Source organism: Lentzea sp. NPDC036955, assembly GCF_055608005.1.
This window is the reverse complement of the sequence record NZ_JBVJRC010000002.1, coordinates 321516-347021: the sequence shown is the minus strand read 5'-3', so window position 1 is coordinate 347021 and position 25506 is coordinate 321516. Positions and strand designations below refer to the sequence as shown.

Genomic DNA, 25506 nt, shown 5'->3' with positions numbered 1-25506 from the left:
CCCGCAGCGGCTACCCGAGCCGCCACTGCTGGTTCGGCTGTCCCGAGCACGACCACAGCACCAGCAGCGTCCCGTTGGCCGTGGCCCGTCCGGAGGCGTCCAGGCACAGGTTCGACGCCGCGTTGGTGATGGTCCCGTCGGCGTTGACGTTCCACTGCTGGTTCGCGCCGCCGGAGCAGTCCCAGGTCACGACCTTCGTGCCGTTGGTGGTGCCCCAGCCGTAGGCGTCGAGGCACTTGGAGCCGTACCCGACCAGCTGCTTGCCCGCGGTGTACGTCCAGCCCTGGTTGGCGCCGCCGTGGCAGTCCCACAGCTGTGCCTGGGCGCCGTTCGCCGTACTGGACCCCGGCACGTCCGCGCACCGGCCCGAGGGCACGCCCACCAGCCGCTTGCCCGCGGCCACGGGGTCGCCGATGGCGCCCGGCACGGCCCGCAGCGCGGCGTACCAGGTGGCGGCCATCTTGTCGTAGCCGGTCGCGGTCGGGTGGACGCCGTCGATCAGGTCGCCGGTGGTGAGGGCGGCGTGCATGTCCACGAGGTGCACCTTCTTGCCCGCGTTCACCTTGCTCTGCACCATGCCGGGGATCGTGGCGTTGAACGAGCGCGCCGCCGCCTCCTGCGACTGGTTGGCCAGCGGGATGATCGTCGCGACGAACACGTCGGCGTTCGGCACGGTCGCGGTGATCCGGTCGACCAGCGCCGACAGGCGGCCGGGTGCGCCGGCGACGTTGTAGTTCTGGAGCACGTCGTTGGTGCCGATGTGCAGCAGCACGGTGCGCGGGGTCGTGTTGCGCAGCCAGCCGGTGATGTTCGCGTCGATCTGGTCGATGCGCCAGCCGGGGTGCCCCTGGTGGTCGTGGTCGCCCAGCGAGGCGGGGCCGTTGAACTGCGAGCCGACGAAGTCCACCCGGTACCCACCGCCGCCGAACCGCTGCCAGAGCCCGATCCGGTAGCCGCCGGGCACCTGGGTGCCCTCGGTGATCGAGTCGCCCAGCGGCATCACCCGCGTGCCGCCGTTGGACTCGGCGACCGCCGGTGTGGCGGGCAGCAGCGCGGCGGCGACCACCGCGGCAGCCGCCCAGACGGCCTGCCAGGACTTCCTCGGCATCGCGTTCTCCCCTCGCAGCACAACGTTAAGTGAGCGTTAACATTGCAGAGCCGCGCCGGGTCACGTCAAGAACGCGGGCCTGTCACCATCGAATCGATTCGACATCCTCGACGCGGCGCTGTGAGCGCTCACATCATCCGGCGACCCGGTACCGGCCCAGCACCATCTGGGCCAGCTCGTCGGCGACCTCGTCCAGCGTCGCGTCGACCCACCCGACGACCCAGTCGTGCATGAGCCCGTTGACGGCGCCGATGATGGCCGCGGCCGTGGTGCGGTGGTTGCCGGGCGGGATCTCGCCGCGCGCGACGGCCTCCCCCGCCAGCCGGTCGATCAGCTCCACCCACAGCGCGCGCCGTTCGAGCCGCTGGCGGTCCATCCGCGGGCTGACGCCGACCACCTCGACGTAGGCGATGCGGGCGTGCCGCAGGTCGGCGCACGCGCCCTTCACGTAGGCGCGCACGGCCAGCGGCAGGAACTCGGCCGTGCTCAGGTGCAGCAACCGCGGGAGGGCCTCGGCGACCGCGCCCGCCGCCACGTCGTTGACGTGCAGGTGCAGGTCGGCGAGCAGGTCCTCCAGGGTGCGGAACTCCTCGTAGAACTGGCGGCTGGACAGCCCCGCCGCCTTGCACAGGTCACCGAGCCGGGTGCCCCGGTAACCGGGCCCCGCGCCGAACATCTCCAGACCGGCCTGCCGGAACCGCTCGCGCCGCTCTTCCCGTCGCTGCGCCGCGTCCTTGCCGCCGTAGCGCCCCTCCGCCGGGGTGATCCTGCCTGCCACGGCACCTCCGTCGACTGGCCCGCGGCGGTTGCGCCCCGCGGGTCTTGTGGTCGGCGTCACTCCGACCCTACTATCCAGTAGCAAGATCTGAACTCGGCCGATTTCAGATCTTCCCACGGGGTGAGTTCCCCTCCGAGACCCTGCGAACCTCGTCCCGGCCGCGGAGCCCGCCCGCGTTCCCGCCCCTCCCGGGGCACCGACTTCACTCGGAGAAGCGATGACCGCCAGTTCCGACCCTGCACGGAAAGCCCTTTCCGGGAGCGCTCTCACGCGCCGCGTCACCCGCGTCGCCGCCGCGGTGACCGTTCTCGCCGCCTGCGTCACCACGCCGGCCGCCGCCGCGGGCGCTGCACCCGACCTGCGCGAGGTGATGTTCGTCGGCAACAACTGGGACGGCACCGCCGACGTCGTCAAGTCCACCGGCGACTTCGCGAGGATCGGTCGCCTCAACGTGATCCCCGACAAGACCCAGCGGCTCACCGAGATCTACCTCAACCCGATCAAGCTCGCGTTCTTCCTCGGCATCCGGCAGGGACCGGGCGAGGGCCACGACCAGTTCGTGGACGACATGTACGCCACGCCCGACGGCACGGCCATGGTCGTCTCCCGCCCGAGCTTCGCCGACGTCGTCTCGATCGAGCTCGCCACCGGCCGGGTCAGGTGGCGGTTCCCGGTGTCGGGCTTCCGCTCCGACCACATGGCCGTCTCCCCCGACGGCACCAGGGTCGCGGTGTCGGCGTCGACCTCCAACACCGTGCACGTGCTGGACATCGACACCGGCCGCCAGCTCGGCTCGTTCCGCACCGGCGACAAGCCGCACGAGAACGTCTTCACCAACGGTGGCCGCTACCTCTGGAACATGTCGATCGGCGAGGTCAACAACGACTTCGACGCCCCGGACCAGGACTGGCTGAAGGGCGACCGGCACATCACCGTGGTCGACACGACCACGTTCCAGACCGTCAAGACGATCGACATGCGCGCCCGGCTCGACGCGTTCGGCCGCGGCGACCTGTCGAACTCGGTGCGGCCCGCGGTGTTCAGCCCGGACCAGCAGAAGCTGTACTTCCAGGTGTCGTTCTTCAACGGCTTCGTGGAGTACGACGTGGCCACCGACCGGGTCACCCGCGTGAAGACGCTGCCGAAGAACCCGAACACGAGCGACGACCGCAAGACGTTCGTCAACGACTCGCGCCACCACGGCCTGTCCATGAGCCCCGACGGCAGCAAGCTCTGCGTCGCCGGGACGATGGACGACTACGCCGCGGTGGTCGACCGCGCGACGCTCGACCAGGGCCCGCTCGTCACCGCCGCCAAGCCCTACTGGGCCACGGTCAGCGGGGACGGCCGCGCGTGCGTGATCTCCGAGAGCGGCTCCGACCAGATCACCGCGATCGACTTCGCCTCCGGGCAGAAGATCGTCTCGGTGCCGGTCGGCGACCACCCGCAGCGCGTCCGCATCGCCCGCATCACCGCCGGGTGGACGGGTCCGACCCGCTGACGACGCGGCCGGGACGCGCGTTCCGGTCCGGCGTGCTGCTCGCCGCCTTCAGTTGGGCGAGCAGCGCCAGCGCGGCCTGCGACGACGACCCGGCCGGTGCGGTGGCGACCACGAGGTTCGGCCCGCTGCCGTTGCCCAGCGTCTGCTGGGTGGCGGTGAGCGGGCGGTGCAGCGGGTCGCGCCGCGGGACTGGCGCTCGCGCCTGTCCCCCGCGCTCACCGAGGTGCCGCGGATCACCGGCAGGCCCGGTGCGCCGGTGATCTCGCTGCACGGTCTGGGCGACCTGTTCGTGCCGTTCTCGATGGAGCAGGACTACCGCGCGGACGTCGCCCGCAACGGCCAGTCGCGGTGGCTGGTGCAGCGGGCGATCCGGACCGTGGACCACTGCGAGTTCTCGCCGGCCGAGGTCGGCACGGCGTGGGACGACCTCGTGGCGTGGGCAGGCCGGGGCACGCGACCGGCCGGTGACGCGGTGGGTGACCGCGGCACCGTCGCCGCCGCCGCGTTCGGCTGCCGGTTCACCGACCGCGCCGCCCACACCGGTCCCGGCACCCGCCGGTTGTTCCCGGCCTGCACCTGACCGCTCTCACCACCCGTCCAGCGAGGTGTAGAGCATCCCGCCCGCGATGGCCGTGAACACCCCGGCCATTGCGAGCTCGCCCACGAGTCCCCAGCCGCCGGGCCAGCCGTACGCCAGTGCGTGGGTCGTCGCGGACACGGGCACGAAGCTCAGGAAGTTCCAGGCGAACGTGCGGAACGCCAGCATGAACAGTCCGTCCCACCACCCGAGGAACAACCCCCACAGCAGCACACCCAGGCCGAGGAAGCCCAGGTGCAGCCACCAGCGCAGGGTCGAGCCGGACGCGGGCAGGAACCAGGTCGCCGCGCCCGTCACCTGCACGCCGACCACCTCGCCGCGCCACAGCCGCAGCTCGGCCGCGTCGCCCTCGCGGGCCTTGGAGTAGAAGTCGGACGGCACGTCGCGGGCCCGCCGGGAACCGTCGGCCCGCTGCCAGGTGACCTCGAAGTGGGTGGTGGTCGTGGTGGTCGAGTGACCGTTGGCGTCGGTTTGGGTCGACGTCGTGGTGTAAGTGCGCCGGTCGGCGATCGAACCCCGCTCGGTCTCAAAGCACCCGCCCGCGCCCTGTTCGCACGCCGCGACGTCGCGGAACTCGCGCGTCTGCCGGTAGGGCTCCGCACCACCGATGAGCGCCACGACCAGGACGCCCAGACCACACGCCGTGACGAGCCACCGGACCGGGGAGCGGCCGGGCAACGAGACCTGCGGCCGGCTGCGGCTCCACCAACGCACCTTCACGGCATTCGATGGTAGTGCGACCGGCGGTGCCGGCGAATGGACAATTCAGTGACAGAAAAGGGTTTCCGCCACTGGTCCACTTCCGTCAGCGCAACTCCTGCCGCGCCCACTCGGCGAAACTCGTGAGCGGCAGCCCCAGCTCCCGGGCGAACTCGGGACGGCCCACCATCGGGGTCTCGTTCAACCGGTCGTGACCGGCCCCCATCTCCGGCATCCCGGCGGCGAACGCCTGCTCCTGCGTCAGGTCCGGCGCGGCCAGCTCCCGGCCGAGCACCTCCGAGAGGACCGCGGCGATCTCGGTCATCGACAGGTGGTCGCTCGCGAGCTCCAGCTCCACCCGGTCGAACCGCTGCGGGTCCGCGACGGCCGCGGTCACCGCCGTGCCGATGTCCCGCACGGCGACCAGCGACAGCCGGGTCGCGGGCTTGACCATGCTGACCAGGCCGCCCTCGACGCCGCGCGGGAACAGGAACGCCGACGACGGCAGGAAGTTCTCCATGAAGAAGCCGGGCTTGAGCAGCGTCCAGCGCTCGAACCCGGCCGCGCGCAACCGGTCCTGGACGGCGGCCTTGGTGGTCATCGCCGCGGCCCTGATCGGGTAGCGCTCGTCGACGACCTCCCGGTCCGCACCGTCCACCGTGGTCTGGATGAACTGCCGGACGCCCTGCTCCCGTGCGACCTCCATCAGGGTGACCGCCTGCGCGAGCTCGCCCGCGAAGTCGAACCCCTGCTCGGTCAGCGCGGCCATCTGCACGGAGAACACCGCGCGGACGCCCTTGGCGGCACGGGACAGCGACTCGCGGTCGTCCAGGTCGCCGGCCACGAGCTCGACCCCCAGTGCCTTGGCGCGATCGGCGTCCGGGTCGCGGACGAGCGCGCGCACCGGAACACCCGCCGCGGTCAACGCACGGACGGCGGCGCCGCCCTGCTTGCCGGTGGCTCCTGTCACCAGAACTGGTGCGGACATGACACTCCTCAACAGCGAGAACGTAAACGGCGGGGTCCGCCGTTTATCGCTCGGCTACGATATGGCGGCCCCCGCCGTTTACGCAAGCACGAGGTTCCCATGGTCGAGAACCAGCGCGCCGACGCCCGGCGCAACCACGAGCGGATCCTCGCCGTGGCCGAGCGAGAGGTCGCCGCCCACGGCGCGAGCGCGTCGCTGGAGCAGATCGCCCGCGTCGCCGGCGTCGGTTCGGCGACCGTGCGCCGCCACTTCCCCACCCGCCAGGCGCTGCTGGAAGCCGTGTCGTGGCACCGGGTCCAGGCACTGTGCGACCGCGCCCGCGAGCTGACGGGGACCGGTGACAGCAGGGACGCGCTGCTCGCGTGGCTGACCGAGGTGGTGGCGTACTGCGTCACCGCACGCGGACTCGCCACGGCACTGGCCTACGAGGGCGACCCGGTGCACGGCAACTCGTGCGCGGGAGCCCTGGAGGAGGCGGCGGAACCGTTGCTGCGCAAGGCGATCGAGGACGGCGCGGTTGCGCGGGACGTCACGGTCGTCGAGCTGGTGACGTTGGTCGTGGGGATCGCGATGGCCACCGAGGGGCACCAGGACCCGGCCGCCGCGGCGCACCGGTTGTTCGCGCTCGCCGTGGCGGGGATCGGCCCCTCCCGCTGAGCGGGGGTGGTCCCAGCAGGTGAGCGTTCACCCGGAACGATCGGGAGGCGAGGTAGCGTCCGTCGCTGTGCCCCCGGTACCGCCATCGGGGTGCGTTCGCCGAGCAGTGAGGAGACGAGCCGTGCGCCGTCGTATGCGTGGCACCGCCGTTGCCGCGATCGCGTTGACCAGCCTGATGGTGGTGAGCGCCTGCGCGAAGGACTCCGGGGGCGGCGGCACCGCGTCGACGTCCACCGGCGCGGCCTGCGAGCTCGCCACCCCGCCCACCGCACCCCCCGCGGCGAGCACCAGCGCGAAGAACAGCGAGAAGGTCGACGGCAGCGCGCTCAAGATCGGCCTGGCCTACGACATCGGCGGCCGCGGCGACGCGTCGTTCAACGACCTCGCCGCCCTCGGCTTCGACCAGGCGATCAAGGACCTCGGGGTGAAGAAGGAGAACACCCGCGAGCTCTCCGCCGCGCCCAACGAGGACGAGACCGCCAAGCAGACCCGCCTGCGCCAGCTCGCGAGCGAGGGCTTCAACCCGATCGTCGGCGTCGGCTTCGCCTACACCGAGTCGCTGAAGGTCGTGGCCCCGGAGTTCCCGAACGTCCGCTTCGGCCTGGTCGACTCGGCCGTCGAGGGCGCCCCCAACGTCACGCCGCTCGTGTTCGCCGAGCAGGAGGGCGCGTTCCTGGCCGGCGTCGTGGCCGCGTACCAGAGCAAGAACTGCCACGTGGGCTTCGTCGGCGGTGTCGACATCCCGCTGATCCAGAAGTTCGAGGCCGGCTACGCCCAGGGCGCGCGCACCGCGGCCCCGAAGGTCAAGCTGGACAAGAAGTACATCACCCCGGCCGGCGACTTCACCGGCTTCCAGGACCCGCCGAAGGGCCAGGAGGTCGCGAAGGGCCTGATCGACAAGGGCGCCGACGTCCTGTACCCCGCCGCGGGCGCCTCCGGCATCGGTGTCTTCGCCGCGGTGAAGCAGGCGGGTGTCCTCGCCGTCGGCTGCGACGCCGACCAGTACAACCAGCCCGCGCTGGCCGCCAACCGGGACGTGATCGTCGCGTCCAGCCTCAAGCGCGTGGACGTGGCGGTGTACGACTTCTACCGCGCCGCCGCGAAGAACGACCTCGCGTCGCTGCCGAAGGTCTTCGACCTCAAGGTCGACGGCATGGGCTACGCGACGTCGGGCGGGAAGGTCGACGAGAAGCTCAAGGGCGTCCTGGAGGCGTACAAGGCGCAGATCGTCGAGGGCAAGATCAAGGTGGCGCAGCAGCCCTGACCGCGGCGCACCCGTTCCCGGGGCACACGTCACCTGACCGGTGCCCCGATGGGAGGGTGCCCGATGGGCACTTCGGCGGCGATCAGGTGATCCCCGAGTCGCCGCCGGAGTGGAATCGCATTCCCGGTCAGATGTTTTCCACCCGACCCGCTGAGCTGTTGGGGCGGACGTCCCGCGCACGCGGGTGACGGGGAGTGCCCTGCCGCGCCGGTCTCCCTAGCGTCTGCGGTCTGTTCCCGGACCGGGAACATCCCACCGCAGAAGGGATCCGCCCGTGCGAAGACGATTGCCGGCAACGCTGCTCGCGGCCGTGCTCGCCGGAAGCGCGCTCACCGCCACCACCGCGGTCGCCCAGCCGCTCGCCTCCACCCTCACGAAGACCGTCCAGGGCGTGTCCGACCCCGCGGCGCACGGCGACACCGCGACCTGGGTCGTGTCCTACGCCGGCGGTGCGGACGGTGCCGCCACCATCACCGACCCGATCGGAGCCGGCCAGGCCCTCGTGCCCGGTTCGCTGCGCGTTCCCCCCGGCTGGACCGGCACCGAGGGCAACCCGGTCACCGCCACGAACCCGAACGTGCGCAACGGTGGCACCGCTCTCTCCAGCCTGCTCACGCCACCGGTGCAGGCGAGCGCCAACGCCACCGGCGGCGACGGTTTCACGCCGATCCTGCACCGCACGCCGGACGGACGGCTGCAGTCGTGGAACGTCTACCACCACCTGGCGCCCGCCAACCCGAAGCTCGTGTGCACCGACCTCACCACCAACTCGCCCTGCCCCGGCGGTCCGTGGCCGCGGCCGCTCAACACGGCGCCCGGCCCGTTCGGCACGGGTGCGACCGGTGACATCGGCAGCCCGCTGGAACCGCAGTACGTCCGCGACGAGGCGAACCCGGCGCGGGTCTACTACTCGGCCACGACCGCGACCTCGATCGGCGTCGGCTGCCTCGACCTCGCGGCACCCGGCAACTGCGGGTACTGGCCGCTCGCGGCGCGGTCCGCACAGGTCTTCGAGATGGCCGGGCTCGTGCAGGTCGGCGGGAACCTCTACGGCGTCGCGACGTCCGGTCAGGTGGTGTGCTGGACGGTCGCCACGCAGAGCGCGTGCGCCGGTCAGCCCTACGCGCCGGTCGTGCCGCCGAGCAACAGCGGCGGCTACTACCTGGGCGCGCTGACCGTCGCCGCGGGCAAGGTGTTCGCGTCGTCGTCACAGCCCGCAGGCACCGTTCCCGTGCTCGGCTGCTTCGACCCCGCCACCACCACCGCGTGCACGGGCTGGGCGACCGCGAAACCGGTCGGTTCCTCCGGCAACTACACCTACAACGCCTACACCGCTTACAGCTCAACGGGTGCGGAGGTCGGCGCGTGTTCCAGCACGACCGGGGTGAACACCACGGTCTGCTACGCCGTCGACGGGTCGCCGCTGGCCGCTCCGGCCGGTCCGACCGGGCTGGAGAACGGCGTGATCGTGTTCAACCCGGAGGTGATCCGCACCGGCAACCGGGTGCGCAGCTACCTCGGCATCTGGCGCGGCCCGTACCTCGGCGCGACGGTCTGCCACGACTGGAGCACCGGCACGTCGTGCGCCGGGATGCTGGCGCGCATCCCGCACCCGACGGTCAACGGCGGTGACACGAGGGACTACGGGTACGCCTACGACACCCCCACCGGCTGCCTGATCGGGCTGGGCGACGCGGGTGTGCTGTTCTCGATGGATCCTGACACGGGGGCGTCGCCCTGCGTTCGCAGCGGCGCCTCCGTGTCGCTCACCCCGGCGCAGTTCTACTGCGACGGCAAAGCGCACCCGGTCGCGTACACCAGGGCACGCCTGGCGGGCGTGACCCCGGCGAACGTGAACTTCGCGGCGTCCAGCGCGAAGGTCGTCGACCAGGACGGCAACCCGGTCGCCACACCGGGTTTCGCACCGGACGGCACCGTGGACCTGAGCGGCGTGACGGCCACGTCGGTCACGGTCACGGCCTCGCTCGTGCTGAACAACGCGGCGGACTTCGGTGGCGGCAACCAGCCGGCGCTGGTCGTGGAGTTCACCGGTGACGCACCGCAGGTGTGCTTCCGCACCACGATCGCCGCGGAGTGCACCGTCACGTCGGTCGCCAACACGGCCGGCGGCACCGACGCGACCGGCTCGTTCTCGTCCAACACCGTGACCCGGCAGATCGCGCCCGGCCCGGCGTGCCTGCCGAACGTGGTGGTGAACAAGGAGATCTGCGGTTCGCACACGCTGGCGCACTGCACGGCGGGCGGTTCGGGACCGTGGCTGAAGGAGGCACCCGTGGGCGTGCTCGGGCTGTTGAACGCGACGGCCTACTGGCGCATCACCGTGACCAACGACGGCCCGATCCCGATCACGGACGCGTACGTGGTGGACGACGTGGAACCGTCCTGCCAGACCGGACCGTTCACGTTGCAGCCGGGTCAGTCGAAGCAGGTCCACTGCTCGACGTACGCGCTGCTGTCGCTGTTCCCCTTGACCAACAAGGCGAAGGCGAAGTACACGCCGGTGAACGGCACGCGGCTGTACAGCGACTGGTCCTCGGCGAAGGCCTGCTCGCTGCTCTGCCTGCTGAGCTGAGGTGGCCGCGGATCGCGGTGCCGAACACCTCCCCGGCTGACGTCCGGGTGCCGGAAATGCCTGTGAGGCAGGCATTTCCGGCACCACCCGTTCACCGGGCTACGACTGCGCCACCGCCGAGAAGACGATCGAGTGCCACCCGGTGGCACCGTCGGGGACCGGGGCGGCGCGGTCGTTGGTCTGCGTGTACCCGGTGCGGTCGGTGGCCCGGCATTCGACGGTGTGGCCGCCCTCCGGCAGGTCGAGCTCGATCCGCCACATCCGCCACGTGTCGATGTTGACCTCGGTGGCGAGGGTCGCCTGCTGCCACGGTCCCCCGTCGACGCGGACCTCGACCTTGTCGATGCCGGTGTGCTGGGCCCAGGCCACCCCCGCCGCGACGAACCGGCCGGGCGGGACCCGTTCGAACGGCTTGGGACGGTCCACCCGCGACATCGGCTTCACCGGCGCCTTCTTGGCCCACCCGCGTTGCGCCCAGTACGGGTCGAACGCGTCGAACGTCGTGAGCTCGGCGTCGACCAGCCACTTCGTCGCGGAGACGTACCCGTAGAGACCGGGCACGACCATCCGGACGGGGAACCCGCGCTCGACCGGCAGCGGTTCGCCGTTCATCCCGATCGCCAGCAACGCACCGCTGCCCGGCGCCATGATCGACGCGACCGGCGTGCCGCAGGTCCAGCCGTCCACGCTGCGGGTCGCCAGCTGGTCAGCGCCGGGCCGGACCCCCGCCTCGCGCAACAGGTCCGGCAGTGACACACCGATGAAGTTCGACGTCGAGATGTACGGGCCGCCGACCTCGTTCGAGACGCACACCAGGGTGATCGTCTTCTCGACCAGCGGGCGGCGCAGCAGGTCGTCGTAGGTGAGGACCATCTCGTTGTCCACCATGCCGTGCAGGCGCAGCCGCCAGTCCTCCGCGCGCAGCTTCGGCACGGTGAGAGCGGTGTCCACGCGGTAGAACTCGTCGTTGGGCGTGATGAACGTCGGCGTGCCCTCGCGGGCGAAGTCGGCGTTGAACGGGATCTCCGGCGCCTTCACCCCCGGCTGCAACCGGATCGCGCGCCGCGACGACTCCACGTCGACCCGCCCGATGAGGAACTGCCCTGCGGACGCGGCGATGCCCGCGCCCACCGCCACACCGGCCGTGGAGAGCAGGAACCGGCGCCGGTCCGGCGTGGCCGCGGGCTGCGCGGGAGCCGGGTCCGGGGTGCTCGCAGGCGTCGCGTCCGGTGCCCCCGTCCCAGCAGCGGACGTCGCCCCCGCCCCGGCCGCACGCGAGTACAGCCAGCGGAACGCCACCGCCCCGACGACGAGGCTGATCACCGGCGCGAGCACGGACAGCGGTGTCGTCGTCGGCCGGGCCACCACGGCGGCGAGGCCCAGCAGGCCGAGCAGCACGGCGATCCCCACGCCGGGCCACGGGCTGCGCCGCGACAGCAGGCCCGCCACCACGCCGATGACGGCCAGGACGACCGCCATGCCGGCCAGCAGCACCAGCTTGTCGTTCTCGCCGAACGTGCGGATGGCGAAGTCCTTGACCGGGTGCGGCGTCAGGTCGATGGCGGTGTTGCCGACCGCGAGGAACGGCGAGGCCAGCGGGTTCACGAGCGCGGCCACGAGGTGTCCGGCGGCCAGCGCCGCCACCACGGAGACCAGTCCGATCAGGACGGTTCGGGTTGCCTTCACACGGGTGGTTCGCAGCGGGCAGCCGTGCGGCTTGGTCTGTCACCCGATGGGCCCCGTGCGCCCCGCCCCGCGGTGGGCGAGGCGGGGCGCACGGGCGCGGCGCCGTCCCGAACCGGCTGAACCGCATCTGGCGGATCCGCGCACCCGACGTCCGCACGACGGGCCCGCCGCGGTTCGCCTCCGGGGCCCGTGTCAGCACATCGTGTGACCGGCTGTTGACACTCCGGTAATCTGGGAGCGCTCCCAGACCTGCGAGAGGAGTCTTCATGCGAAGGGCCGTTCGTTCTTTCGCCGCTGCCGCCCTGCTGGTCGCAAGCACGGTCGTTGCGACAGCGGGACCGGCACAGGCCGATGTGACGATCTGCGACCAATACGGGTCGACCACCATCCAGGGCCGTTACGTGGTCCAGAACAACCGGTGGGGCACGTCCGCGCAGCAGTGCATCAACGTCACGTCGTCCGGTTTCCAGATCACCTCCCAGCAAGGCTCCAGCCCGACCAACGGGGCGCCGGTGTCGTACCCGTCGGTGTTCCTCGGGTGCCACTACACCAACTGCTCCCCCGGTTCGACGCTGCCGATGCAGGTCAGCCGCATCCGCAGTGCCACGTCGTCGATCGACTACCGGTTCGCCGGCGGCACGTACAACGCCTCGTACGACATCTGGCTCGACCCCACGCCGAAGACCAACGGCGTGAACCAGATGGAGATCATGATCTGGTTCAACCGCCAGGGCTCGATCCAGCCCATCGGCAGCGCCGTCGGCACGACGAACATCGGCGGCCGGAGCTGGCAGGTGTGGCGCGGCAGCAACGGGTCGAACAACGTGATCTCGTACGTCGCCCCGTCGGCGATCAGCTCGTGGTCGTTCAACGTCATGGACTTCATCAACGACGTGCGCAACCGCGGTGCGATCACCAGCTCCTGGTACCTGACCAGCATCCAGGCCGGGTTCGAACCGTGGAACGGCGGTGTCGGCCTCGCGGTCGGCAACTTCTCCGCCTCGGTCAGCGGCTGAGCCGGCCACCGCTGCGCGCGGCGGCTACTCGCAGCCGACCGCGCGCAGCGCGGCCAGCACCAGCGCACGGGTGGCGGTGACGACCTCGGCCACGCCGACCTGCTCGCGCGGGCCGTGGGCGAGGCGCACGTCGCCCGGCCCGTACTGCAGCGTCGGGATGCCCGCCGCGGCGTAGAGCCGCAGGTCGCTGCCGTACGGGGCACCGCGTTCCGCGGGGCGGGCGCTGCCGGTCACGTCCGCGTGCGCGGCGCCCACCAGGGCGGCCAGCGGGTGGCCCGCCGCCAACCGGCCGCTGGCGAACTGACCGCCGGGCCACGTGACGGTGGCCGGGTGGGAGCGCAGCCACGGGTCCGCGGCGCAGGCCTCCGCCACGCACTGCTCCAGCTCGGCGCGCGCCAGCGCCGGGTCCTCGCCGAGGCGGACGCCCAGCCGCCCCTCCGCCACCAGCAGGTCGGGCACGCTGCTCGCCCAGTCGCCCGCCCGCACCGTGCCGACGGACAACGGGTACGGGACCGGGTACTCGGCCATCAGCGGGTCGGCGTCCTCGTTGCGCCGGGCCTCCAGCCGCGCCAGCGCGTGGTGGATCGGCAGGTAGGCGTCGATGGCGCTCATCCCGGCGTAACGGGTGCTGCCGTGCGTGGCCTTGCCCGGTACCTCGACGCGGAACGTGAGCGCACCGGCGTTCGCGGTCATCAGCACGCCGCCGGTCGGTTCGGTGATGACGCAGGCGTCGCCGGTGTGGCCGCGCCGCAACGTGCCGAACGCCCCGAGCCCGCCGTCCTCCTCGCTGACGACGAAGTGCGCAGCCAGCGTTCCCCGCAGCCGCGCCCCCGACGACCGGATCGCCGCCAGCGCGGCGAGGACCACGACGAGACCGGCCTTCATGTCGCACGCACCGCGCCCGTGCACCACGTCGCCCGCGACGCGCGGCTGGAACGGGTCGCCCTCCCACTGGGCCAGGTCGCCGGGAGGGACGACGTCGACATGGCCCTGCAGCACGAGCGTCGGCCCGTCCCCGCACGGCCGGGTGGTGGCGGCGAGGCCCCACGCCTCGTCGCGCGGGGCCTCGCCGCCGGGGAACAGCGGGTCGGATCTCAGCTCCGCCAGGTCCATCGACCACAGGTCGACGTCGAGGTCCAGGTGTTCCAGCCGGCGCGCCAGCAGGTGCTGCAGCTCGGACTCCGCCGCGCTGCCGGTGATGCTCGGCACCGCGAGCAGCTCCACCAGCGTCCGGCCGATCGCCGTCTCGTCCACGGCGGCCAGTGCGGCCGCTTCCACGTTGCTCAGGTTCACGAGCCGTGACAGTAGGTTCGATCTTGGCGCGCAAACAATCGTCATCTTCGCCGAACTGGCCCCGGTTCTTTGCAATCTTCCGGCCCCGTTGCCGGATCATTGCGCAATGGACACCATCGACGAGGCGATCATCCGCTGCGTGGTGCGCAACGCCCGCGCCACCTACGCCCAGATCGGCAAGGAGGCGGGCCTGTCCCCGTCCGCCGCGAAGCGCCGCCTCGACCGGCTGGTGGACTCCGGTGCCATCCGCGGCTTCACCGCGCTCGTCGACCCGCAGGCCCTGGCCTGGCACACCGAGGCGTACGTCGAGGTGTACTGCACCGGCAACCCGACCCCGGCCGAGCTGCTGCGCGCGCTGGACGGCATCCCCGAGGTCGTCGAGGCCTGCACGGTCTCCGGCGCGGCGGACGCGCTCCTCTACCTGCTGGCGCGGGACATCCCGCACCTGGAGCAGGCCATCCAGCGGGTGCGCGCCACCGCTCCGGTGGACCGGACGGAGAGCACGATCGTGCTCTCCAGGCTGCTCAGCCGGCCGCGGTTGTGACTCCGTCCCGCGGCCGGCCGGCAGTGCTGACCCGATCAGCCAACGGGTTTCGCGGCATCGCGGTCGGCGGCGTCGACGTCGACCAGAGCCAGCAGCTCCTGCACGTCACCGTCGCGGAAGACCCGGCGCTGCCGGTCCGCACCGCACCCCCGCTCCTCCAGCAGCCGCAGACCCCGTTGCACGACGGGCAGGTCACCGTTCGCCTCGAAGATCGGCGTCAGGTCCCGCACCAGCGCGGCGAGCTGGTCGCGCACCGGAACCAGCTCGCCGGACAGCACGTCCGTCGTGCTGCCGTCGTAACCGTCCTTGGCCGCGCGCCAGCACGCCTGCTGCAACGTCTCCAGCGGCACCGGTTCGGCGGTCACCCCGCGGCCGACGTCCACCACGGCCCTGGCCACCAGCGCGCGGACGAGCGCCGCGAACAGTGCCGCGTCGTCCACGCTCACGGCGACGTCGGCGACGCGCACCTCGACCGTCGGCAGGTCGGTGGCGGGGCGGACGTCCCAGTAGACCATCGCCCGGTCCAGTGCCGTGCCCGCCTCGATCACCGCCTCGCACGCGTCCTCGTAGTCCTGCAACGCGGGGAAGAACGGCGGCGGGCCGGAGACCGGCCACCGCGACCACACGGTGGTGCGCCAGCTCGCGAACCCGGTGTCCTCGCCGCCGGAGAACGGCGAGTTCGCGGTGAGCGCGGCCAGCACCGGCAGGTAGGGCCGCACGTGGTTGCACACCTGCACGGCGGTTTCCTTGTCCGGCACGGCGACGTGCACGTGGCAGCCGCAGATCAGCTGCTGCTCGGCCAGCACCCCGAACTGCTCGGCGATCCGGAGGTAGCGCGCGCTGTCGGTGATCTCTCCCGTGCCGTCACCCAGCGGTGGCGCGCCGACGGACACGGCCCGGCACCCGGCCGCCCGTGCGGCGGCGGCGACCTTGCGGCGTGTCTCCAGCAGCTCGTCGCGCGCTTGTTCCACGTCGCGGCAGACAGAGGTGTTGATCTCGACCTGCGCGCCGGTCAGCTCGTGCTCCAGCTCCAGGCCGTGCTGCTCGCGTGCGATCGCGACGACCTCTTCTGCCCGGTTCACCGGCACACCGGTCTCCGGGTCGACGAGCAGGAACTCCTCCTCCACACCGACTGTCGGACTCCACATCCGCTCCGATGGCGGCTTCTCCACTGGCTCACCCGTCCCGCGCTCGTGAAACGGCCGCGCGGCAGACCCGCAGCGACCAGCGGCCGAATACCCTCCCGGGCCATCGCGAAAACCGCCGGATGACCCCCGTTCGGTGCAACCGGTCACGCCAAGTCAGCCCGCCATCCCCTCCCCTGCTGCTGACAGCATCTGCAAGTACCGCCAACCCATGATCAAATCGCCGCTGACCACCACCAACCGGTTCGCCGTCCGCTGAACCAGTCCTGAGGCAGCCGGGCGGGCGGAGGGCGAACCTGGCTAGTGAGGGGTGCCGCCCAACGCGCCGGTTACGGCTTGCACGAGCAGTTGCGGGCGTGAACCAGCCGCCACGAGGTCCGGTGCGTCGTCGGGCAGCCGGTTCACCTCGTGCACCAGCGCCAGGAACACCTGCCGGCACCAGTCGGCACCGGTGGCGGTGATGTCGCCTGCCGCGCGCAGCCGGGCGAAGACCTGTTCGAGGCCAGCCGCGACCTCCGGGCTCAGGCCGTCCCGGCAGCCGTCCGACTGGCCCATCAGCTCCATCGCGAACCGGTGGCTCACCTTGAGCTCGAAGAGGATCTCGGTGAGCCGCAGGAACACCACGAGCGGCGCGGCGGTGTCCATCCTGGACTGGTCGAGCGCGCTGAGGTAGCGCTGGTTGAGCTGGTCGGTCAGCGCGTCGAGCAACACCTGGCGGGAGGCGAACCGGCGGTGGACGGTGGCGCGCGTGAGCCCCGCGGCCTCACCGATGCGTTCCAGCGACGCCGCCGGGTCGGCGGCCAGGACCTCCGCGGCCGCCGCGAGGATCCGCGCGGTGTTGTTCTCCGCGTCGGCCCGCAGTCGTCGCGCCCCCGTGGACGTGCTCATGTGCCTGCCCCTCTCGTCACCGCAAACGATACGACACTGTCGCAGTTGTTGCGCTAAGTGCGACAGGTGTGTATCACTTGAAAGGGATCACCACAGAGAGGACCCACGTCATGGACCTGCAGCTCGAAGGCAAGCGCGTGCTCGTCACCGGCGCGAGCAAGGGCATCGGGCTCGCCGTCGTGCGCGCCTTCATCGCCGAAGGGGCGTCCGTCGTGGCAACGGCCCGGCGCGAGACCCCGGACCTCGCCGCCACCGGCGCCGTGTTCGTCCCCGCCGACCTGTCCACCCCGGACGGCCCTGTCCGGCTCGTCGAGGCCGTGCTCGCCCGCGACCCGCGGCTCGACGTGCTCGTCAACAACGCCGGCGGCGGCGACCGGGCGGAGGGCATGTTCGAGGACCCGTTCAGCGGCGACGACGACGCCTGGGCGACTGTGTTCGCGTTGAACCTCAACGCGGCCGTGCGCGCGACGCGGGCCGCACTGCCCGCACTCGCGAAGTCGCGCGGCGCGGTCGTGAACATCAGCTCCAGCAGCGCCCGCGACCCGCACACCGCACCGCTGCCCTACGCCGCGGCCAAGGCGGCGCTCAACGCGTTCACCCGCGGTCTGGCCGAGGCAACGGGCCGGATGGGCGTGCGGATCAACGCCGTGACGCCCGGCGCCACCCGCACCGACCTGCTGGTCGGCGACGACGGGTACGCGGCCGGGATCGCCGAGCACCTCGGCGTCGAGCGCGACGCGTTCTTCCAGGGCCTGCCCGAACAGCTGGGCATGGTCACCGGCGACCTGATCGACCCGAGCGAGATCGCCCGCGCGGTCGTGCTGCTGTCGTCGCCGACCATGCCGAGCGCCGTCGGGTCGAACTGGGCCGTCCACGGCGGGCAGCTGAAGACCGCCTGACACCCGCCCCGGCCAGTTGCCTTTCTAGAAAGCTATATTGAAAGGCAACTAGTCGAGGAGGACATGTGGAGACGGACCTGGTGGGCGGGGTGGTGGCGTGGTGGCAGCGCCACGCCCCGGAGCTGCCGGCGCAGACGATCGAGCTCACCAAGCGGGTGGCACGGCTGCACGCGCTCACGGACCGCGTCACGGTCGCCGTGCTGAGCCGGTTCGACCTGAGCCGGGCCGAGTACGACGTGCTCGGCACGCTCCTGACGGCGGACCGCCCGACGCTGAAGCCGTCGGAGCTGTCGGCACGGCTGCTGCTCACGACCGGCGGGCTGAGCAACGTGCTGCGGTCGCTGGAACGGCGCGGGCTCACCGTTCCGGCCTCGGACGCGACAGACGGCCGCAGCAAGCGCATCGCGTTGACCCGGCAGGGCACCGAACTGGCCGAGGAGGTCGTCCGCGCGGTCGTCGCCGCCCAGCACGAGCTGGTCGGCAAGGCGGACCCCGCGGACGTGCGGGCCGCCGTGGCCGCGCTCACGGCCCTGCTCGCGGCGACGGAGGCGTGACATGTCCCGGTTCACGATCACCAACGTCCACCCGTTCACCGCGGCGCACACCTTCGGCCCGCTCGGTTCGGTGACCGTCGACAACGGCGTGATCACCGGAAGCACCGGTGGTGGCGAGCTCGTCGACGGACGGGGCGGCTACCTGCTGCCCGGCCTGATCGACACGCACGTCCACATCGGACACGCCGACGAGCTCACCACCGCGCTGCACTGGGGCGTCACCACCGCGCTCGACATGGGGTCGAAGCTGTGGGACGACCTGAGGTCGTTGCGCGACACCGAGTCCGACACCCGAGCCGACGTCCGCGGCGTCTCCCACCCGGCGTGCGCCGTGCGCGGCACCGCCGTGCGCAAGATGGGTTTCCCGGCCTCCACCGCGGTGCGGGGTCCCTTCGACGCCGCCCGCTGGGTGGCTGAACGCCTGCGGCAGGACCCGGACTACCTGAAGGTCGTGCTGGAGGAGCGGCTGCTGCCGTTCCAGCCAAGGCCGCTCAGCCAGGACACCGTCACCGCCCTCGTCGCGGAGGCCCACCGCGCCGGGAAGAAGGTGGTCGTCCACGCCGCCTCACCGCAGGCCTACGCCACCGCGCTCGCCGCCGGGGCCGACGTCATCACGCACGCCCCCGTCAGCGCCGCGCTCCCCGCCGACCTGGCCGGCCGGATCGCCGCCGCGGGAACGGCCGTGTCCCCCACGATGGTCATGATGCGAACGGCTCTGGAGAACCTCTGCGTGCCGTTCAAGCCGAAGTCGCTGCACTTCGGCCAGACCGTCGCCTCGACCACCGCCCTGCACACCGCCGGGGTGCCGATCGTCCTCGGCACGGACGCGAACGCCGACCCGAGCTCGCCCGCCAGGGTCGCCCACGGCAGCGCGGTCCACGAGGAGCTCGCCCTGCTGGTGTCCGCCGGGCTCACCCCGGCCGACGCGCTCGCGGCCGCGACCTCCCGGGCCGCGACCACGTTCGGCCTGCACGACCGCGGGGTCATCGCCGCGGGCAAACGCGCGGACCTCCTGCTGGTCGCCCGCGATCCCACGCGGGACATCAGCGCCACCCGCGAGATCGCCGGGGTGTGGAAGCGCGGGGTCGCCGTACCGCGCTGACCCCTACTCCCGCCCCTCCTGCGCGCGGCGCTCCCGGAAGGCGATCATGTTCATCCGGTTGCCGCACCGCACGCTGCAGAACCGCTTGAGCCCGTTGCGCGACAGGTCGAGCAGCAGACCGGCGCAGTCGTCGGCCGCGCAGATCCGCAGCCGGTCCACCTCGTCCATCCGGATCACGTCGATGAGGGCGAGCGCGGCCTCCACGCGGATCCGTTCCGCGAGCGGCGAGCCGGGTTCGGTGGCGTGCATGTGCCAGTCCTGCGTGTCGTGCCGCACGAGGTGAGGCAGCGCCTTGGCGTCGCGCAGCATCTTGTTGACGACCTCGACGGCGTCGTCACGGCTGAGCGTCCACGCGTGCCGCAGCTGCGCCCGCGCCTCCTGCACCTCCCGCAGCTCGGCCTCGTCGCGGTCGATGCGGCCGGTGAACCCGACGCGGGTCACCAGCTCCGAGAGCTGCTCGACCGTGGCCAGTTCGTCGGCACCGCTGCGGGACGCCGACGGGTCGGTGTTGCACAGGTCCACGACGAAGGCGAGCGACACCTCCGTGTCAGGGGCAAAACGCAAATTGACTCCTTACCCGAAGCGGCTTAGCGTCAGGGGCATCGGCCAGGTTAGGCCATGACAACGCTCGGAAGCCGGGAGGCGCGCATGGGAGTCCCGTCGAAGTCCACGGGTCTGATCGCGGCAGCGGTCTCGTTCCTCTCCTTCGGCACCTCCGGGGCGTTCGTCAAACCGCTGCTGGACAACGGCTGGTCGCCGACCGCGGCGGTCACGGCCCGCGCGCTCACCGCCGGGCTGGTGCTGCTGCCGTTCGTGCTGCTCTCGCTGCGCGGCCGGTGGTCGTCGCTGGTGCGCGCCCGGTGGTCCGTGGTGGGCATGGGCGTGCTCGGCGTGGCGGTCACGCAGGTGCTGTACTTCGCGGCGATCCAGCGCATCCCGGTGGCGACGGCGCTGCTGATCGAGTTCCTCGCGCCGATCATCCTCGTCGGGTTCACCTGGGCGGCCAGCCGCCGCACACCCGCACCCGTCGTCCTCGTCGGCTCGGTGCTCGCCGTCGGCGGCCTGGTGCTCGTGATCGGGCCCGGCGCACTCCAGGCGGTGGACCCGGTCGGCGTCGCCGCTGCTTTCGGCGCGGCCATCGGCTGCTCGGTGTACTTCGTGATCGCCGCACGCCCCAACGAGGGGCTGCCGCCGGTCGCACTGGCCGGTGCGGGCCTGCTGCTCGCCGTGCCGGTGCTGGCACTGGTCGGCGCCACCGGTCTGCTGCCGTTCACGGCGACGTTCGGCGACCTGCCGCTGTTCGGCACGAGCACGCCGTGGTGGGCGCCGCTGCTCGTCGTCGCGGTCGTCGGCACCGCACTGGCCTACGCGAGCGGCATCACGGCGTCCGGCATCCTCGGCTCGCGGCTGGCGTCGTTCATCGCGCTGCTGGAGGTCGTGTCGGCGTCGGTGTTCGCCTGGCTGCTGCTCGGCCAGGGCCTGTCCCCGCTGCAGCTCGCCGGTGGCGCGCTGATCCTCGCCGGGATCGCTGCGGTCCGCGCGGAACGGGAGCGGGTGGAGCCGGTCGCGGTGCCCGCGGTCGGTGCCGCGACCCCCTAGAACGGCGGATCGGTGCGCAGGCGGCCGTGCACGTGCATGTCGTGCCAGCCGTCCGCGTGCCGGGCGGCTCCGCGTTCCGTTCCCTCGACGGCGAACCCCAGCTTCGCGGCCACCCGGCACGACGCGGAGTTGGCCGTCGAGTGCTGCAGCACCAGCCGGTGCAGGCCGAGCACGTCGAACGACCACCGCGCCACCGCCCGCGTCGCGCGCACCGCGACCCCGGCACCGCGCGCTTCGGGCACCACCCAGTACGACAGGTGCGCCGACGCGACACCCAGCGAGATCATGCGCAAGCCGACCTGCCCGACCGGTCGGTCGTCGGCCCGGCCGGCCACCGCCCAGCTGCCGTCGGTCTCGGCCTCCCACCGCCGCGCCCACTCCCCGACCCACGCGCGGGCCTCGGCGAGCCCGTCCATCCGCCGCACGTGCCACCGCTGGACGTCCGGGCAGTCGAACGCCCTCTTCACGACGTCGGCGTCAGCGGCCAGCCACGGGCGCAGCACCAGGCCGTCGTCGACGTCGAGGTGCCGTTGAGCGAGGGCGCGCAGGGAGCCCGCGGACCGGGCGGGACCGACCAGGGAAGGCACGCGGCCATCCTCGCACCGACGCACCGGCGCAGCAGCCCGATCCGGCCCGGCGGATTCACGACCGCCCACTTCCGCGAATTGGACAGGAATCGGCCAGTGAATTGACGAAATCAGCACCGGAACCGGCAGATTGCGGCAATTTCCGACGGTCCGGTTGACCTCGCTGTTCGGCACCCGGTACCGATGGGACGACAGCTCAGCGAAACCGAGTCGGGAGAACCGTGAGAAGAATTCAACGAATAGTCGCAGCGGTGCTGCTGGTCGGGGGAACCCTCGCCGGAACCGCCGCACCAGCCGCAGCGGGCGGTGGCGTCGACATCAACGGGTGGTGCGTGACCACCTTCCAGAACCCGTGGCACGCGGAACTCGTCCATTTCCACGTGTTCGGCTGGGCCTGCCAGTACGGCCAGGACCCGGGCGGCCGTCAATCCGTCGACATGAACGCGGCGTGCCGCCGCACTTACGGGTCGAACAGCACGGCGGGCTACACGAGCTACAACAACCCGTATTCCTGGTACTGCACGTGACGCGCCGGTCCGGTGGCGCGGAACACGCCACCGGACCGCCGGGATCACCGCCAGCCGAGCTCCGGCGCCACGTGCAGCAGGATGTTCTCCACCACGTGCGCGCTGTAGTCCACGCCCAGCTGGTTCGGCACGGTCAGCAGCAGCGTGTCGGCCTCGGCGATGGCCTCGTCCTCGGCCAGCTGCTTCGCGAGCACGTCCGGCTCGGCGGCGTACGAGCGGCCGAAGATGGCCTTGTTCGGGCCGTCGATGAAGCCGATCTGGTCGCGGCTCTCGCCGTCGTCACCGAAGTACATGTGGTCGAGGTCGGTGGTGAGCGCGAAGATGCTGCGCGACACCGAGACGCGGGGTTCGCGGTCCCAGCCGGCCTCGGTCCACGCCTTGCGGAACGCGCGGATCTGGTCGGCCTGCTGCACGTGGAACGGTGCGCCGCCCTCGTCGAACTTCAGGGTCGAGCTCATCAGGTTCATGCCCTGCTCGGCCGCCCACACCGCGGTGCCGTTCGAGCCGGCGCCCCACCAGATGCGGTCGCGCAGGCCCGGCGAGTGCGGTTCCAGGCGCAGCAGGCCGGGCGGGTTCGGGAACATCGGGCGCGGGTTGGGGCGTGCGAAGCCCTCGCCCTCCAGCACCTTGAGGAACACCTCGGCGTGCTTGCGGGCCATGTCGGCCTCGGTCTCGCCCTCGGCGGGCTGGTAGCCGAAGTACCGCCAGCCGTCCACGACCTGCTCGGGCGATCCGCGGGAGATGCCGAGCTGCAGCCTGCCGCCGGAGATCAGGTCGGCGGCGCCCGCGTCCTCCACCATGTACATGGGGTTCTCGTAGCGCATGTCGATCACGCCGGTGCCGATCTCGATGCGCTCGGTCTTGGCGCCGATCGCCGCGAGCAGCGGGAACGGCGACGCGAGCTGCTGCGCGAAGTGGTGCACGCGGAAGTAGGCGCCGTCGGCACCCAGCTCCTCGGCCGCCACCGCGAGGTCGATCGACTGCAGCAGCGTGTCCGCCGCGGACCTCGTCTGCGAGTGCGGGCTGTCCGACCAGTGCCCGAACGACAGAAAACCGATCTTCTTCATGTCCTGCCCAACACTTCCGTCCGGTAGCCGGTGCACGGCGGGCTTCCGCCTGTGCCACGGGAACGTGCACCGGCGCGCGGGCATTCCCCGTGCGGCGCGATGGTGCCCGATCTCACCGCCGCACCGGCAGCGGGACCGTGTCGCCGCGGGGCACCACCCGCACGTCCAGGCCGGTGCCGCGCCGGGCGATCTCCGCGGTGAAGTCGGACAGCGGCGACTTCATCACCCCGTACTCCTCGTAGTGCACGGGGACGGTGGTGCGCGGCGAGAGCAGCTCCACCAGGTCGGCGCCCTGCTCGCCGTCCATGGTGAGCAGCACGCCGAGGACCTTGGTGCCGCCCAGGTGCACGACCGCCAGGTCGATGTCGGCGAAGCGGTCGCGGATCTGCCGCAGTGACGGGTGCACGAGCGTGTCGCCGCTGAGGTACACGCGGAACGGCCGCCCACCGGCCTCCTGGTACTCCAGCATGGTGCCCATGACCGGCGGCAGCAGGTGGCCCACCGCTCCCAGCGCGTGCCGGCCGGGCAACGAGGTGATGGTCAGCCGCGCCGTGCCGCGGGTCAGCGTCGTCGTCTCCCACGTGCGCAACGGCTGCGCCTCGCGAAAACCTCGCCGTGCCAGGCGTTTCGCCGCGTGCGGTGTGGTGAGCACCGGCAGGTCGCGGGCCAGCTCCCGGCTCGCCACCCGGTCGAAGTGGTCGCCGTGCAGGTGCGACAGCACCACGGCGTCCAGCTCGGGCAGGTCGGCGATCTCGACGGCCGGATCGGTGAGCCGGCGCGACACCACGCCCTGCCCGATGTGCGTCCACTGTCCCTTGTGGAGGAAGTTGGGGTCGGTCAGCAGCGTGAACGGCCCCAGCCGCAGCACCGTCGTGGCGTTGCCGATGAAGTGCAGCGAGCCGGTCACCGGTCAGCCCCGGTCCGGGTCGTCGCTCACCGAGTAGTCGGAGAGACCGACGTTCCCGGTCGGGTTCGGCTCCGGGTGCGCCGACCCGGAGCCGCTGCGGCCCGGCACGGTCTCCGCCTCGTCCACCACGTCCGCCCCCGCCTCCTGCAACGAGGTCCGGCTGGCGTTGTCGTAGTCCTGCTCCGCGTTGTCACGCCGTTCAGTGGTCATACCGCTCGGCTACCCGGTCCCGGCGCGGATGAACGTGCGTCAGGGGCTGTGCCGGATCGCCACCAGCGCGATGTCGTCGGTCGCCGGCTGGTCACCGACCATCGTCGCCATCACCTGGATGCACAGCTCTTCCGGCTCCAGCGGTGTCACGACGCCGCGCAGCCGCTCCAGACCGTCGTCGAGGTCCTGGTCGCGCCGCTCGACGAGCCCGTCGGTGTAGAGCACGACCAGCGACCCCGGCGCCAGCTCCACCTCGGCGGCGCGGCGGCCGGAGCTGCCCAGGTCGAAGCCGACCGGCGGTCCCACCGGGACGTCGGCGAAGCAGGCCTCCGCACCCGGCTGCGCGATCACCGGGGGCAGGTGGCCGGCCACGGCGAGGCTCATGTGGTGCGTCGCCGTGTCGATGACGGCGTAGGCGACGGTGGCCATGGTCTCGTGCTCGAAGTGGCTCGCCTTCCGGTCGAGCTTGGCCAGCACGACCGCGGGATCGGCGTACTCCAGCGCGTAGGCGCGCAACGCGCTGCGCAACCGTCCCATCACGACGGCCGCCTTCAGGCCGTTGCCGACGACGTCGCCGATCACCACGCCCATCCGCCCGCCGGGCAGGTCGAACACGTCGTACCAGTCGCCGCCGACGCCGCTCTCCGCGCCCGGGACGTACCGTGCGGCCAGCTCCCAGCCCTCGGTGCTCGGCAGCCGAGCCGGGAGAAGGCTTTCCTGCAGCAGTGTCGCGGCGGCGCGTTCGGACCGGAAGCGGTTCACGTAGACGGCCACGGCGAGGCGGTCGGCGATCAGCTGCAGGGCGTCGACCTCCTCCTCCGAGAAGGTGTCGGCGGTGGTGCGGCCGACGTGCACGACGCCGGTCAGCTCGCCCTCGGCGATCATCGCGACGCCGAGCATGACCTGCAGGCCGTGCTCCCACAGCAGCGGGTTGACCACAGTGGACGGGTCGACGTGCTCGATCTGCAGCGGCAGCCGGGACTGGGCGACGCGACCGGCGAAACCCCTGCCGACCGCAACGCGCGCGCCCTGGAAGACCTCCTCGTCCAGACCGGAGCTCGCCCGCGCCACCAGCTGGGTGCCGCTGCGGTCCACGAGCAGCACGGTGGTGGTGTCGGCCGAGAGCAGCTCGCGGGTGCGGTCCAGCAGGACGTGCAGGACCTTGTCGAGGTCGAGCTCCTTGAGCGCTCCGTCGGTGATGGCGTCGAGGACGCGCATCCGCAACGACGTCCTGTCCTCCGCCATCCCACCTCCGTCTCGCAGTGCGACGGACAGTTTCCCACGTCTGGCGGAGTC

Annotated in this window: 27 protein-coding genes; 12 read left to right on the top strand and 15 right to left on the bottom strand. The window is 71.9% G+C overall.

What is annotated here, in order from left to right; all coding sequences use genetic code 11:
• Positions 1 to 10: 10 nt before the first annotated feature.
• Together ACZ7CF_RS06715 and ACZ7CF_RS06710 are read right to left on the bottom strand one after the other, a co-directional pair.
• Positions 11 to 1108, bottom strand: a complete 1098-nt coding sequence (locus ACZ7CF_RS06715; RefSeq protein WP_470369068.1) for a ricin-type beta-trefoil lectin domain protein — start codon at positions 1106 to 1108, stop codon at positions 11 to 13.
• Positions 1109 to 1241: 133 nt separating this feature from the next.
• Positions 1242 to 1886 carry a TetR/AcrR family transcriptional regulator gene (locus ACZ7CF_RS06710; protein ID WP_360384140.1) on the bottom strand — a complete coding sequence of 215 codons (645 nt, stop codon included), beginning with the start codon at positions 1884 to 1886 and terminating at the stop codon, positions 1242 to 1244.
• A gap of 217 nt (positions 1887 to 2103) precedes the next feature.
• Between ACZ7CF_RS06710 and ACZ7CF_RS06705 the strand changes: the two genes are divergently transcribed.
• Positions 2104 to 3387, top strand: coding sequence for a YncE family protein (locus ACZ7CF_RS06705; RefSeq protein ID WP_360384143.1), 1284 nt, complete (start codon positions 2104 to 2106; stop codon positions 3385 to 3387).
• Here the strand turns inward: ACZ7CF_RS06705 and ACZ7CF_RS06700 are convergent.
• Positions 3356 to 3658 (bottom strand): hypothetical protein, encoded by a 303-nt coding sequence (locus tag ACZ7CF_RS06700; RefSeq protein WP_360384146.1) that lies wholly within the window; start codon positions 3656 to 3658, stop codon positions 3356 to 3358. The genes ACZ7CF_RS06705 and ACZ7CF_RS06700 overlap by 32 nt on opposite strands.
• Here ACZ7CF_RS06700 and ACZ7CF_RS06695 point away from each other — a divergent pair.
• Complete coding sequence (locus ACZ7CF_RS06695) at positions 3644 to 3967, top strand: hypothetical protein (protein ID WP_470369067.1); 324 nt, start codon at positions 3644 to 3646, stop codon at positions 3965 to 3967. The genes ACZ7CF_RS06700 and ACZ7CF_RS06695 overlap by 15 nt on opposite strands.
• 6 nt (positions 3968 to 3973) lie before the next feature.
• Here the strand turns inward: ACZ7CF_RS06695 and ACZ7CF_RS06690 are convergent, their stop codons facing one another.
• The gene (locus tag ACZ7CF_RS06690) at positions 3974 to 4705 is read right to left on the bottom strand and encodes a hypothetical protein (RefSeq protein ID WP_470369066.1); all 732 of its coding nucleotides are present in this window, start codon (positions 4703 to 4705) and stop codon (positions 3974 to 3976) included.
• An 85-nt stretch (positions 4706 to 4790) separates the two neighbouring features.
• On the bottom strand, positions 4791 to 5672 hold the full coding sequence (locus ACZ7CF_RS06685; RefSeq protein ID WP_470369065.1) for an NmrA/HSCARG family protein: 882 nt from the start codon (positions 5670 to 5672) through the stop codon (positions 4791 to 4793).
• A 99-nt stretch (positions 5673 to 5771) separates the two neighbouring features.
• On the opposite strand from ACZ7CF_RS06685, the gene ACZ7CF_RS06680 reads away from it, so the two are divergent.
• The 3 genes from ACZ7CF_RS06680 (at position 5772) to ACZ7CF_RS06670 (ending at position 10186) form a co-directional block, all read left to right on the top strand.
• A complete protein-coding gene (locus tag ACZ7CF_RS06680; RefSeq protein WP_470369064.1) occupies positions 5772 to 6329 on the top strand; it encodes a TetR/AcrR family transcriptional regulator in 558 nt (185 codons plus the stop codon).
• Positions 6330 to 6462: 133 nt separating this feature from the next.
• A complete protein-coding gene (locus tag ACZ7CF_RS06675; RefSeq protein WP_470369334.1) occupies positions 6463 to 7593 on the top strand; it encodes a BMP family lipoprotein in 1131 nt (376 codons plus the stop codon).
• A gap of 274 nt (positions 7594 to 7867) precedes the next feature.
• Entirely contained in the window at positions 7868 to 10186 is a 2319-nt protein-coding gene (locus ACZ7CF_RS06670; RefSeq protein ID WP_470369063.1) for a DUF7617 domain-containing protein, read from the top strand.
• 99 nt (positions 10187 to 10285) lie between these two features.
• Here the strand turns inward: ACZ7CF_RS06670 and ACZ7CF_RS06665 are convergent, their stop codons facing one another.
• Positions 10286 to 11872 (bottom strand): molybdopterin-dependent oxidoreductase, encoded by a 1587-nt coding sequence (locus ACZ7CF_RS06665; RefSeq protein WP_470369062.1) that lies wholly within the window; start codon positions 11870 to 11872, stop codon positions 10286 to 10288.
• Between the two features lie 266 nt (positions 11873 to 12138).
• Between ACZ7CF_RS06665 and ACZ7CF_RS06660 the strand changes: the two genes are divergently transcribed.
• Positions 12139 to 12888, top strand: coding sequence for a GH12 family glycosyl hydrolase domain-containing protein (locus tag ACZ7CF_RS06660; protein ID WP_360384162.1), 750 nt, complete (start codon positions 12139 to 12141; stop codon positions 12886 to 12888).
• A gap of 24 nt (positions 12889 to 12912) precedes the next feature.
• On the opposite strand, the gene ACZ7CF_RS06655 is transcribed toward ACZ7CF_RS06660, so the two are convergent.
• A complete protein-coding gene (locus ACZ7CF_RS06655; RefSeq protein WP_470369061.1) occupies positions 12913 to 14181 on the bottom strand; it encodes an ArgE/DapE family deacylase in 1269 nt (422 codons plus the stop codon).
• 106 nt (positions 14182 to 14287) lie between these two features.
• On the opposite strand from ACZ7CF_RS06655, the gene ACZ7CF_RS06650 reads away from it, so the two are divergent.
• Positions 14288 to 14725 (top strand): Lrp/AsnC family transcriptional regulator, encoded by a 438-nt coding sequence (locus tag ACZ7CF_RS06650; RefSeq protein ID WP_360384166.1) that lies wholly within the window; start codon positions 14288 to 14290, stop codon positions 14723 to 14725.
• Between the two features lie 35 nt (positions 14726 to 14760).
• Here the strand turns inward: ACZ7CF_RS06650 and ACZ7CF_RS06645 are convergent, their stop codons facing one another.
• Both ACZ7CF_RS06645 and ACZ7CF_RS06640 read right to left on the bottom strand, forming a co-directional pair.
• On the bottom strand, positions 14761 to 15873 hold the full coding sequence (locus ACZ7CF_RS06645; protein WP_470369060.1) for a carboxylate-amine ligase: 1113 nt from the start codon (positions 15871 to 15873) through the stop codon (positions 14761 to 14763).
• A 297-nt stretch (positions 15874 to 16170) separates the two neighbouring features.
• Complete coding sequence (locus ACZ7CF_RS06640; RefSeq protein WP_470369059.1) at positions 16171 to 16758, bottom strand: TetR/AcrR family transcriptional regulator; 588 nt, start codon at positions 16756 to 16758, stop codon at positions 16171 to 16173.
• A 110-nt stretch (positions 16759 to 16868) separates the two neighbouring features.
• Between ACZ7CF_RS06640 and ACZ7CF_RS06635 the strand changes: the two genes are divergently transcribed.
• From ACZ7CF_RS06635 to ACZ7CF_RS06625, 3 genes are all read left to right on the top strand, one after another.
• Positions 16869 to 17657 (top strand): SDR family NAD(P)-dependent oxidoreductase, encoded by a 789-nt coding sequence (locus ACZ7CF_RS06635; protein WP_470369058.1) that lies wholly within the window; start codon positions 16869 to 16871, stop codon positions 17655 to 17657.
• Between the two features lie 65 nt (positions 17658 to 17722).
• Positions 17723 to 18211 (top strand): MarR family winged helix-turn-helix transcriptional regulator, encoded by a 489-nt coding sequence (locus ACZ7CF_RS06630; RefSeq protein WP_360384174.1) that lies wholly within the window; start codon positions 17723 to 17725, stop codon positions 18209 to 18211.
• Between the two features lies 1 nt (position 18212).
• Positions 18213 to 19313: an amidohydrolase family protein gene (locus tag ACZ7CF_RS06625; RefSeq protein WP_470369057.1), complete on the top strand. Its 1101-nt coding sequence runs from the start codon at positions 18213 to 18215 to the stop codon at positions 19311 to 19313.
• 3 nt (positions 19314 to 19316) lie between these two features.
• On the opposite strand, the gene ACZ7CF_RS06620 is transcribed toward ACZ7CF_RS06625, so the two are convergent.
• On the bottom strand, positions 19317 to 19877 hold the full coding sequence (locus ACZ7CF_RS06620; protein WP_360384178.1) for a CGNR zinc finger domain-containing protein: 561 nt from the start codon (positions 19875 to 19877) through the stop codon (positions 19317 to 19319).
• Positions 19878 to 19931: 54 nt separating this feature from the next.
• Here ACZ7CF_RS06620 and ACZ7CF_RS06615 point away from each other — a divergent pair, with 54 nt between their 5' ends.
• Entirely contained in the window at positions 19932 to 20912 is a 981-nt protein-coding gene (locus tag ACZ7CF_RS06615) for an EamA family transporter (protein ID WP_470369056.1), read from the top strand.
• On the opposite strand, the gene ACZ7CF_RS06610 is transcribed toward ACZ7CF_RS06615, so the two are convergent.
• Positions 20909 to 21499, bottom strand: coding sequence for a GNAT family N-acetyltransferase (locus ACZ7CF_RS06610; protein WP_470369055.1), 591 nt, complete (start codon positions 21497 to 21499; stop codon positions 20909 to 20911). The genes ACZ7CF_RS06615 and ACZ7CF_RS06610 overlap by 4 nt on opposite strands.
• 251 nt (positions 21500 to 21750) lie before the next feature.
• Between ACZ7CF_RS06610 and ACZ7CF_RS06605 the strand changes: the two genes are divergently transcribed.
• The gene (locus ACZ7CF_RS06605; protein WP_470369054.1) at positions 21751 to 22026 is read left to right on the top strand and encodes a hypothetical protein; all 276 of its coding nucleotides are present in this window, start codon (positions 21751 to 21753) and stop codon (positions 22024 to 22026) included.
• Positions 22027 to 22070: 44 nt separating this feature from the next.
• On the opposite strand, the gene ACZ7CF_RS06600 is transcribed toward ACZ7CF_RS06605, so the two are convergent.
• From ACZ7CF_RS06600 to ACZ7CF_RS06585, 4 genes are all read right to left on the bottom strand, one after another.
• Complete coding sequence (locus ACZ7CF_RS06600; RefSeq protein WP_360384186.1) at positions 22071 to 23093, bottom strand: LLM class flavin-dependent oxidoreductase; 1023 nt, start codon at positions 23091 to 23093, stop codon at positions 22071 to 22073.
• Between the two features lie 112 nt (positions 23094 to 23205).
• Positions 23206 to 24000, bottom strand: a complete 795-nt coding sequence (locus tag ACZ7CF_RS06595; protein ID WP_458432534.1) for an MBL fold metallo-hydrolase — start codon at positions 23998 to 24000, stop codon at positions 23206 to 23208.
• Between the two features lie 3 nt (positions 24001 to 24003).
• Positions 24004 to 24210 carry a hypothetical protein gene (locus ACZ7CF_RS06590; protein WP_470369053.1) on the bottom strand — a complete coding sequence of 69 codons (207 nt, stop codon included), beginning with the start codon at positions 24208 to 24210 and terminating at the stop codon, positions 24004 to 24006.
• Positions 24211 to 24249: 39 nt separating this feature from the next.
• Complete coding sequence (locus tag ACZ7CF_RS06585; protein WP_458432536.1) at positions 24250 to 25455, bottom strand: PP2C family protein-serine/threonine phosphatase; 1206 nt, start codon at positions 25453 to 25455, stop codon at positions 24250 to 24252.
• Between the last annotated feature and the right edge of the window lie 51 nt (positions 25456 to 25506).